Origin of the sequence: Collinsella sp. AF33-16 (assembly GCF_003475325.1) — a bacterium.
Taxonomy (GTDB): Bacteria; Actinomycetota; Coriobacteriia; order Coriobacteriales; family Coriobacteriaceae; genus Collinsella.
In genome coordinates, this window is record NZ_QRQC01000036.1 from 253 (window position 1) to 8,520 (window position 8,268).

General features: G+C 59.3%; 6 protein-coding genes. All 6 read right to left on the reverse strand.

Annotated features, from left to right (window positions below; all coding sequences use genetic code 11):
* Positions 1–105 precede the first annotated feature (105 nt).
* Complete coding sequence (xerD, locus tag DWZ52_RS09560) at positions 106–1,047, reverse strand: site-specific tyrosine recombinase XerD (RefSeq protein WP_199574604.1); 942 nt, start codon at positions 1,045–1,047, stop codon at positions 106–108.
* A 2-nt stretch (positions 1,048–1,049) separates the two neighbouring features.
* Positions 1,050–2,711 carry a CTP synthase gene (locus DWZ52_RS09565; protein WP_118377360.1) on the reverse strand — a complete coding sequence of 554 codons (1,662 nt, stop codon included), beginning with the start codon at positions 2,709–2,711 and terminating at the stop codon, positions 1,050–1,052.
* A 178-nt stretch (positions 2,712–2,889) separates the two neighbouring features.
* Positions 2,890–3,228 (reverse strand): hypothetical protein, encoded by a 339-nt coding sequence (locus DWZ52_RS09570; RefSeq protein ID WP_040358312.1) that lies wholly within the window; start codon positions 3,226–3,228, stop codon positions 2,890–2,892.
* Between the two features lie 256 nt (positions 3,229–3,484).
* On the reverse strand, positions 3,485–4,966 hold the full coding sequence (locus tag DWZ52_RS09575) for a DUF1846 domain-containing protein (protein ID WP_006234276.1): 1,482 nt from the start codon (positions 4,964–4,966) through the stop codon (positions 3,485–3,487).
* 530 nt (positions 4,967–5,496) lie between these two features.
* On the reverse strand, positions 5,497–6,984 hold the full coding sequence (locus tag DWZ52_RS09580) for a YfcC family protein (protein ID WP_370448285.1): 1,488 nt from the start codon (positions 6,982–6,984) through the stop codon (positions 5,497–5,499).
* Between the two features lie 138 nt (positions 6,985–7,122).
* Positions 7,123–8,118 carry an ornithine carbamoyltransferase gene (argF, locus tag DWZ52_RS09585; protein WP_118385425.1) on the reverse strand — a complete coding sequence of 332 codons (996 nt, stop codon included), beginning with the start codon at positions 8,116–8,118 and terminating at the stop codon, positions 7,123–7,125.
* Positions 8,119–8,268: the final 150 nt, after the last annotated feature.

Genomic DNA, 8,268 nt, shown 5'->3' on the forward strand with positions numbered 1-8,268 from the left:
CGAAAAATGGGGCGGGCCCCAGATTGCCCATGCGCGCGCAAAAGCACGCCGCGGCAATCTGGGGCCCGTCCTCAAATACCTATAAATTTGCAGGTCAGCGATGTGCTAACGATGCGCCAGCGGGTGCGCCGCCAGATAGACCTCGGTCAGTTGCGTACGATCGACATGCGTGTAGACCTGCGTGGTCGATATATCGGCATGTCCCAAGATCTCCTGCAGCACACGGAGGTCTGCGCCGCCCGCAAGCATATGGGTGGCAAAGGAGTGACGCAGCGTATGGGGATGGAGTCCCACCAGTCCCACCTGGCGCCCGTAGCGCTCACAGATGGCATGGATGCCCTGGCGTGACAGACGGCGGCCGTTCTTATTTAAAAAAACCGCCGAGGTCTCGGTTCCGCGGGCATGGGCCGCCAAGCGAGAACGCCCCTCAGTTACATAGAGCGTCAGAGCTCGCGCCGCGCTTCCCACCAGCGGGGACAGGCGTTCCTTTGAGCCCTTACCGCGAACGAGCACAAAGCCATCGTCGATATGGATATCGCCCACATCGAGCCCCACCAACTCGCTCACACGCAAACCGCATCCGTAGAGCACTTCCAAGATGGCATGGTCGCGCAAGCCCATCTCGCCCTCGGGGAAATCTTGATCGAGCAGCGCCGAGACATCCTCCACTGATAGATACTCCGGCAAACGCTCAGCCTTTTTAGGAAGGCGCAACGCCGCCGTTGGATTTTGGGCCACAGCCCCATCGCGCACCAAAAAGGCATGCAGGCCCTTCACGGCCGCAAGCGCACGCTCCACCGAAGCATCGGAATAGCCCCCATCGCGACGGTCGGCGACAAAGCCCTCCACGACCTGACGGGTCACCTCTTCAAAAGACACAATACCCGCCCGCTCCAGATAGGCGCAGTACGTCGTCAGGTCACGACGATAGGCCGCAATCGTGTTGCGCGCCAAACCCCGCTCGACCGCGAGGTAATCGAGATACTCCCCCGCCGCCACGGCGAGCGACGAGGGAGTAGCTTCGGCATGTTCTTTGTTCGCCGGCACCCTTAGTCCGTAGCGAGGTTCATGGGCGTCACCTGCAGGCGATCGACACCCTCGTGCTGACCGATCGAGGCACGCACGAACTCTCGGAACAGCGGCTGCGGGTTGGTCGGGCGGCTCTTGAACTCGGGATGAGCCTGGGTTGCCACATACCACGGATGCACGTCGCGCGGCAGCTCGACCATCTCGACCAGGCGCTCGTCGGGCGACAGACCCGAGATAACCAAACCGGCGTCCTCGAGCTGGTCGCGGAAGGCGTTGTTGAACTCAAAGCGGTGACGGTGACGCTCGTAGACGAGTTCCTCGCCATATGCCTCGCGAGCAAGGGTATCGGCAGCAAGCTTGCACGGATAGGCACCCAGACGCATGGTGCCGCCCTTCTCGGTCACGTCCTCCTGCGAGCTCATCAGGTCGATGACGCTATACGGGCCATCCGGATCGAACTCAGAGGAGCTGGCGCCGGCGAGGCCGACGACATTGCGGGCGAACTCGCACACGGCCACCTGCATACCCAGGCAAATGCCCAGATACGGAATCTTGTGCTCACGGGCAAACTCGGCCGCGAGGATCTTGCCCTCCAGGGCGCGCTTGCCAAAGCCGCCGGGGACCAGGATGCCCGAGGCGTCGCCTAGAACCTCGGAGACATTCTGCCCATCGAGGCTCTCGCCGTCGACTAGCTGGACGTCCACATGGCGATCGTAGAAGACGCCCGCATGGTGCAGGGCCTCGATAACCGACAGGTACGCATCGGGCAGCTGCGTGTACTTACCCACGACGGCGATCTTCACCTTGTCGGCGTGATGGTTGGCGTGATTCTGTTTGCGCAGGAACTCGTTCCACTCGCTCATGTCGCGCTCACGCGGATCCAGACCCAGGCGCTCGCAAATGCGCAGGTCAAAGTCCTGCTCGGCAAGCAGCTGCGGAACATCGTAAATGCTCGCGCAGTCCTCGTTGGTAAAGACGCAATCGGTGTCGACGTCGCAGAAGCTTGCGATCTTTCCGCGGATAGCGTCATCGATATGGTGGTCGGAGCGCAGCACGATAATATCGGGCTGGATGCCAAAGCTGCGGAGCTCCTTGACGGAATGCTGCGTGGGCTTGGTCTTGACCTCGTGGGCGGCGGCGATATAGGGAACGAGCGACACGTGGATGTAGCAGACGTTCTCGGGGCCGGCCTCCTTGCGGTACTGACGGATGGCCTCGACAAACGGTTGGGACTCGATGTCGCCGATCGTGCCGCCCAGCTCGGTGATGACTACATCGGAGCCGGTCTGCTCCTCGATGCGGCGGAACTTGTCCTTAATGGCATTGGTGACGTGGGGAATCACCTGCACGGTACCGCCCAAAAAGTCGCCGCGACGCTCACGGGCGATTAGGCTTTTGTAGATGGCACCAGTCGTAAAGTTGGAATCGCGGGTCAGGTTCTCATCAATAAAGCGCTCGTAATGACCCAGGTCCAGGTCGGACTCGTAACCATCCTCGGTAACGAAGACCTCACCATGCTGGAACGGGCTCATGGTGCCGGGGTCGACGTTCAGATACGGGTCGGCCTTTTGCATCGTTACTTTGTAGCCACGCGACTTGAGCAGACGGCCCAGCGAGGCCGCGGTAATACCCTTGCCCAGGGACGAAACTACGCCACCGGTCACGAACACATGCTTGGTCATATTGAGTTACCTGCGCTTCCCGTAGAAGTTGTTTATCCACATCTTACGGGTCTTCATTGTAATACTCGCGCCGCGGACCGTTCGCAATTTTTCTCGCGTGCGATTGCATTTCTCAATCTTGAAACAAAACGCCGCCCGGTTTCCCAGGCGGCGCTGTTATGGCAAGGGTTACACGCTGCTATCGATCAGCAACCTCGTCCTCAAGCATTTCTTGAACGAGCATGCCGGTACGGACGCCCTCAAGATACCACTCGCCACGTTCGGTGAGGCAAATGCCATTTGCAAGCTGACCGCCGTCGTCGCTATAACGCGAGACGACATCAATCATGCCTTCGGAATCCAAGCGATCGATTGCGGCGCGGGCACGATACGGCGAAACCCCCACGCGCTCGGCAAGCGTTTTGCGCGAGAAACCATACGGCCCGCCATTGTCTTCGGTTTGCTGGTCGATCTCCATCAACACCAGCACCTCGACACGCTTCATATCGTTGACACTCGCACGACCCTTGCCCGCCATAGCAGCCTCCTCAAACCGAGCACGAGCATCTAACGCGCCGTGCGCGACCGACACACCTCACGATGGCAGGTAATATCCATCATGCGGCATCCCGCTAAGGATGAAACAGTTACGGTTATTGTATACCGCTCAAATTGTTTCTAGGCAGGTAAACGGCTATTTTTCGCCGAAATAGGCGCTTTATTGATCAAAAAGCCGTACCGGGCGCTAACCCGATACGGCCAAAATGCAATGCAATTACCGCGGTGCTTCAAACTTAGCGATGGAAGAAACCGCGGCGCTCAAACTTGGGCTCGCAGCACACGTTGATACCCAGTTTGCGCAGTACCGTCTCGTCCGTCGGCGAGATAATCACGCTAAAGAAGGCATCGCAACCGCGCAGCTGCTCCAGGCCTGAAAGGACGCGAGCGGCCGTCTCACTCGTGGCCGAGGTGATCGACAGCGCCATAAGCGTCTCGTCGGTGTGGAGGCGCGGGTTTTTGCTGCCCAGGAAATGCGTCTTGAGCTTGCTGATGGGCTCGATCGCCTCATCGCTAATGACCTCGAGCTCAAGGTCGACGCCCGAGACATGCTTGAGGGCGTTCATAATGAGCGAACTTGCGGCGCCCAGGCGCGTGGAGGTCTTACCGGTCACCACGGAGCCATCGGGCATGACCATGGCACCCACGGGACCACCCGTCAGTTGCTCCCTGGTGAGGGCCGCCGAGCGCGCCGGTGAGTAGTTCTTATCGATGCCAGCTTTCTTCATAATAATCTTGAGACGGTCGACTTGTTCATCGCCCACGCCGGTACGGCGCACATTTTCGACCGCGGTAAAGTAGCGGCGGACGATCTCCATCTTGGAAGCGTCGCGGCAGGCATCGTCATCGGTGATGGCAAAGCCAACCATATTGACGCCCATGTCCGTAGGGCTCTGGTAGGGACTCTTGCCCAGGATCTTTTCCATCAGGGCACGAACTACCGGGAAGGCCTCGACGTCGCGGTTGTAGTTGACCGTGGTCTTGTTGTAGGCCTCAAGGTGGAACGAATCGATGATATTGGCGTCGTCGAGGTCAGCCGTGGCGGCCTCGTAGGCAATATTGACCGGATGCGTAAGGGGCAGATTCCAAACCGGGAAGGTCTCGAATTTGGCATAGCCGGCGGCCGTGCCATGCTTGTGCTCGTGATAGAGCTGAGACAGGCAGGTGGCAAGCTTGCCCGAGCCGGGGCCGGGTGCCGTCACGACAACGAGCGGACGCGTGGTCTCGACAAACTCGTTCTTGCCGTAGCCATCGTCGGACACGATCAGATCGACATCGTGCGGATACCCCTCGATGGGATAGTGCAGCTTGGCGGGAATGCCGAGCGCGTTCAGGCGGTTGCGGAACACATCGGCAGCAGGCTGGCCAGCGTACTGGGTGATGACCACAGCCGCGACGGCAAAGCCGTTGCCGCGGAACAGGTCAACCAGGCGCAGCACATCCTCGTCATAGGTAATACCAAGGTCACCACGAGCCTTGTTTTTCTCGATGTGGTTCGCGTTGATCGCGATGATAACCTCGACATCATCGGCGATGCTCTTGAGCATGCGGAACTTGCTGTCCGGTTCAAAACCCGGCAGCACGCGGCTCGCATGATAGTCATCGAACAGCTTACCGCCAAACTCCAAATAGAGCTTGCCACCAAACTGCGAGATGCGCTCCTTAATGTGAGCAGCCTGCAGCTCGATATACTTCGCATTGTCGAAACCCTGGCGCATATATGGCTCCCGTCCCGTTTCCATTTAATGTTCTAGGCGATTATAACGGAGCCCGCCCCTCGCAATGCCCTAACCATCAACAGGCACCAACCAAACACGCCATCGATAAGTTGCGGTGAAATAGTTCCTGTTTAACCCCTCAAGACGGCCAAACGGGAACTATTCCACCGCAACTTCCCCTTTTTGGTTCAAACAAACCTGGCCTTTGTATCAATAATGGAAACGCCGCAGGTGGAGCATAAGTCAGCGAAAGCCCGCCAGAGCGAGCAAGGTGACGTGAAAGAGGAGGGCATAGGCCTTTTGGCCATGCCCGACGATTGAACGTCAGATTGCCGCTCTGGCGGGCTTGCAGCGTCGAGTGATTCCGGCGTTTGGTAAAACGCCGGAACACAAGAGCGCCCCCTCCCGCGCACGGAACGGGAGGAGGCTAAAGGTAGGAGTCTACCGGTGGGGTTACCCCACCGGACAGACGATGACCAGGTGATCCTTTACAGGATCGTCATGGTTTCCGTGGGGTACCCAAGGGGTACTTAGAGCATCACGCAAGCGATGGTCAGGATGACGGCGCAGACGACGGAGAGAGCGACGATGAGCTTAAGCGCAAACTTGAGCCAGGTCGTCCACTCGATCTTGGCCAGGGCAAGACCGCCCATGATGGCGCCGGAGGTCGGGGTGAACAGGTTCACGACGCCGATGGCGGCGGAGAAGATCATGACCATGACCTCGGGCGAGAAGCCGAGCTTAACAGCCAGCGGTCCCATGATGGGCATGGAGACAGTAGCCATACCGGAGGTCGAGGGGATCAGGAAGGACAGGCCGAAGTAGACCAGGAAGCTCATGGGAGCGAAGATCACGCCGGACAGGCCAGCCAGAGCATTGGCGGCAGCGTCGAGGACGTAGACGTCGAGGCCGGTGCTAGCCATGAGGACGGAGATGCCACGGGCGAGAGCGATGACGAGGACAACGGACATCATGTCGGCAGCGCCGGTGATGAAGGTGTTGACGATCTGCTTCTCGGACAGGCCACCGATGATACCGATCAGGATAGCCATGAGGAAGAACCAGGTGGAAGCCTCGTCGAAGTACCACTGACCAATGGGCAGGCCGGTGATCAGGGCAGACCAACCCTGAACGATGGCGTTACCGTCGGCGTCATAGACAGCGCCAGCATCGAAGAAGTTGGCGACGCCCTCGTTGAGGTCGGCCAGCGGGATGAAGCCGACGATCATGACGACGAAGGTGAAGGCAAAGGCGATCAGAACACCCTTCTGACGACCGGTGAGCTTGACCTCCTTGTTAACCTCGGAAGCAGCCTTGCCGTGAGCCTCTTCGGCGTCCTTGAGCTCCTGCATCGAAAGGATGGTGGAACCCTTGTCAGCCTTGACCTTCTTGGCATAGCTCATGACGAAGAAGATGGACATGGCGGTGGTAACAATCCACAGGACGGCACCGAGGCCGATGATGATGGACTGGTTGACCTCAATGCCAACGCCGGTCAGAGCGTCGACGGCAGCGCCGACGGCGAACGGGTTAACCGTGGAGCCGAGGCAGCCGCAGCCAGCGCCGAGCAGGACGGTAGCGGCGCCGACCATGGGGTCGAAGCCAGCAGCCATCATGGTAGCGGCGAGCAGGGCGTAGAAGGGAACGGTCTCCTCGCACATACCATAGGTGGTACCACCGAGGGAGAAGATGAGCATCAGCACGGGAATGAGCATGATCTCATTGCCCTTAAGCTTCTGCACCAGAACGGCAATGCCGTTGTCCAGGGCGCCGGTCTCGGTCATCATGCCGAGGAAGCCGCCGAGGATCATAACGAAGAGGCAGACGGGCAGAGCGTCAGCGAAGCCCTTGACCGGGGCGGTGCAGAAATCGCTCAGGCGGGCAGCGGTAACCGCGCCACCGGACGTACCGGAGACGATAACGGTAACAACCGCGACAATTGCCAGCAGAGCAAGAAGAATGGTGAACGATGAAGGCATACCGCGCTTTTTCTTAGCGGTCTCAGTCATAGTTCTCATCCCCCCTTCATAAATCATTTACTGATCTCGCCCAAAGCGGCTCTTCCGTGCCGTGCATGTCGCTCGGTGCGAGATTTTTACCAGACAAAAGCGCTCGGGGTGCGCAGCAATGCACCCCGAGCGAGATGCTAGATGCTCTTACTTGAGCGTAGCGTACATGACAGCCTTGATGGTGTGCATGCGGTTCTCGGCCTCGTCGAAGACCTTGGAAGCGGGGCTCTCGAAGACCTCGTCGGTGACCTCCTGCTCGGTGATGCCGAACTGCTCGCACTTCTCGGCGCCAATCGTGGTGTTGGTGTCGTGGAAGCTGGGCAGGCAGTGCAGGAAGATGGCACCCGGGTTGGCCATAGCCATGACCTCGGAGGTAACACGATACGGGGTGAGCTGAGCGATGCGCTCGGCCCAGACCTCGTCGGGCTCGCCCATGGAGACCCACACGTCGGTGTAGATGACGTCGGCACCGGTGACGCCGTCCTTGACGTCGGTGGTCAGCTTGATGGTGCAGCCGTTGGCCTCGGCGATGGGCTTGCAGGCCTCGATGACGTCGTCAGCGGGCATGCACTCCTCGGGGCCGCAGGCCACGAAGTTCATGCCGAGCTTGGAGCAGACGACCATGAGGGAGCGAGCGACGTTGTTCTTGCAGTCGCCCATGAAGACAAGGGTCTTGCCCTTGATGTCGTAGTTGAAGTTCTCCTGGACGGTCAGGATGTCGGCGAGCATCTGGGTGGGGTGCCACTCGGTGGTCAGGCCGTTCCAGACGGGAACGCCAGCCTTAGCGGAGAGCTCCTCGACGTCGTCCTGAGCGAAACCACGGAACTCGATGCCGTCATACATGCGGCCGAGAACGCGAGCGGTGTCCTCGATGGACTCCTTCTTGCCCATCTGCGACGAACCCGGATCGAGGTAGGTGACGCCCATGCCCAGATCCATACCGCCGACCTCGAAGGCGCAGCGGGTACGAGTGGAGGTCTTCTGGAAGAGCAGGACGATGTTCTTGCCCTCGAGATAACGGTGCGGAACGCCAGCGCGCTTCATATCCTTGAAGTTCTTGGAGAGCTTGAGCAGGTACTCGATCTCCTCGGTGGTGAGGTCGAGAAGCTTGAGGAAGCTACGGCCGGAGAGGTTAACACCCATGGTTCGTATCCTTTCGAAGAAATGAATTCCTTAATTACTTACATAATAGCGCCCGTTTGACGGGCGAAACCGGTGCGGTTGTAGGGAGACCGCACCGGAAACTGAAAGACTTAGAGGTCCTCGCGCCAGAAGGGCATGCTCATGCAGCGC